General features: G+C 53.2%; 2 protein-coding genes. Both read left to right on the top strand.

The window, feature by feature from the left end; genetic code table 11:
* The first annotated feature begins 46 nt into the window (after positions 1-46).
* Complete coding sequence (locus K8Q93_00015) at positions 47-1039, top strand: IS30 family transposase (protein ID MCE9643626.1); 993 nt, start codon at positions 47-49, stop codon at positions 1037-1039.
* A gap of 77 nt (positions 1040-1116) precedes the next feature.
* The gene (locus K8Q93_00020) at positions 1117-1563 is read left to right on the top strand and encodes a hypothetical protein (GenBank protein ID MCE9643627.1); all 447 of its coding nucleotides are present in this window, start codon (positions 1117-1119) and stop codon (positions 1561-1563) included.
* Positions 1564-1618: the final 55 nt, after the last annotated feature.

Raw genomic sequence — 1618 nt, forward strand, 5'->3', positions numbered from 1 at the left:
GGTGAGTTCAACAAGTAATTGCATCACTCTGTTAACCTAGAGTGTCATGCATTTTAAACATTTTTCGATCGAAGAGCGGGAGATCATACAAACAATGAGGTGGGAGAAGAAATCGCTCCGCGAGATCGCCCGGGTACTCAGGCGTTCGTCATCTTCGGTCTCTCGTGAGGTCAGGAAGAACTTCCCCAAAGGACACAGGATATATACTCCCCGGTTAGCCAACGAGCGCGCTCTTTCGAAACGGACGCGCCGTGGCCGGGAGGAGCATCTCAAAAACGAGCGCATCCGCTCATACGTCGTGACTCACCTGAAGAGAAGGTGGTCGCCTGAGCAGATATCGGGTTCCATTACAGGAGACTTGAATGAGAGCATATCCCACGAAGCCATATACCAGTTCATATATGACACAGTGAGCGGCGGTTCGAACCTCCCCAAAACCGGCATGGAAGACCTGCGCCCCTGTTTGAGGCGGAGACGGAGGATACGCCAGCCCAGAGGGACTAGGAAATGCCAGAGGATATGGAGGACAAAGGGCGCTTCGATCGAAGACCGTCCGAAGATCGTCCTTCTTCGGAAACGTGTCGGGGATTGGGAGGGAGACTCTGTGGAGTCGGTCGACCGCAAGCCCGGTGTGAATACCCTGGTTGAGCGAAAGGTCGGCCTCGTATTCATCACGAGGCTCGCTGACAAAACCTCCGCTGCGACTGTGGATGCAATGGCATCCCGCTTCAAAGATGTGCCTGAGAGGTTCAAAAAGACCGTCACTCTGGACAACGGACCGGAGAACAGAGACTGGCAATCGATCGAGAGGAAGATCGGCTTGAGATGCTACTCGGCTCACTCATACTGTTCCTGGGAGAGGCCTACCAACGAGAACACCAACGGTCTCATTCGCGATTACTTCCCCAAGAAGACCGATTTCAGTATGATATCCGATGAGGAGCTTCGCTTCGTCGAGAACGAACTCAATTCCAGGCCCAGGAAGAGGCTCGGCTGGAAGACCCCTTTAGAAGCCTGGAGTGATGCAATTCAATGTTGAATGTGCCGATGTCTTACTGGACAAGAAATACAAATTGTGTTTTATTTATTCCAACGCACTTTCCCATGATAAATCGTATGACCCCCGAAGAACGCGCCAATATTGCGTTCAAGTTCGCTCAGCAACTCTTCACGCAACCTGTTCCGGAATCCACTGTAGTGGTTCAGGAACTACAAGCTGCCATCACCGCGATGTATGCCTTCGAAATGGTCCTGGACCATTTCCGTCCCGCCTACAAAATCTCTCGCGCTCGAGATGTGACCAGTGCCGCTCTGTTAATTGCCGACACCATCCGCACAGACTTGGGGAAGGTAGACCCCCACGTCGTGGCTCGACTAACCGCGGCTACTATGGATCAAGTCGGTCACGGCGCTGAGATCGTGCTGAACGCACTCATGATGGTCCAGATGGATGCCACCGGTCTCCGCACCGCTGCCGAGCAGCAGCAGGCCTTTTGGTATGAAATTCAGCATGAACTGAACTACCAGATTGCTCTCGAATACGCGCTCGCACTGGGGCACTGAGAAGCATCATCGTCAGTCTTTCCCGCCGAGGTACCCCCCTCGGCTTTTTTATTTG

The organism is Candidatus Parcubacteria bacterium (assembly GCA_021414235.1).
In the GTDB taxonomy this organism is placed as follows: domain Bacteria; phylum Patescibacteriota; class Minisyncoccia; order Phycocordibacterales; family JAKFXT01; genus JAIOOV01.